General features: G+C 78.0%; 1 protein-coding gene. It reads left to right on the top strand.

Features of this window, described 5'->3' with window-relative positions; translation table 11 throughout:
• Position 1 precedes the first annotated feature (1 nt).
• Positions 2-486 (top strand): histidine kinase (locus tag HWX22_RS31510; protein WP_279610443.1); only part of this gene is annotated, 485 nt, incomplete at its 3' end.

Genomic DNA, 486 nt, shown 5'->3' with positions numbered 1-486 from the left:
TATCGCAGCCGCCTCAGCGAGCGCCCTGCCCGAGCCGGGCCCCGCCCCGGCACGCTCCGCCAATGCCCTCGCCGTGATTCCCACCGCAGCCGCCAGCTCGCCGTCGCCCGTTGCTCCTGCCCCGGATGCCCGGCTGGCCGCCTTTTCGGCCGAACTCGCGGCCGAGCTCGCCGCCGCCGACGAAACCGCCCGCCGCCGGCTCGCCCGCGAGCTGCACGACGGCCTCGGCGCCGACCTCACCGGCCTGCGCTTCGCCTTCGCCAATCTCGACACCTGGCTGCCCGAGCCGGCGCCCGAAGGCTGCCGGCGCGCGCTCGCGCTGGCCCAGCAGGCGCTCGACGCCGCCTTCGATTCGTACCGCCGCGCGCTCGACGAGGCCGCGCCCGCGCTCGATGCCGGCCTGGTCGGCACCCTGTCGGGCTGGGTCGGCGCATTCGGCGCGCGCACCCGGCTGCGCACCAGCGTGGTCTGCGCGGCCGACGCGCG

Origin of the sequence: Burkholderia sp. BCC1638, from assembly GCF_902833195.1 — a bacterium.
GTDB classification, from domain to species: domain Bacteria; phylum Pseudomonadota; class Gammaproteobacteria; order Burkholderiales; family Burkholderiaceae; genus Burkholderia; species Burkholderia diffusa.
Note: the sequence above shows the minus strand (reverse complement) of the source record. Positions and strands in the feature narration are given on the sequence as shown.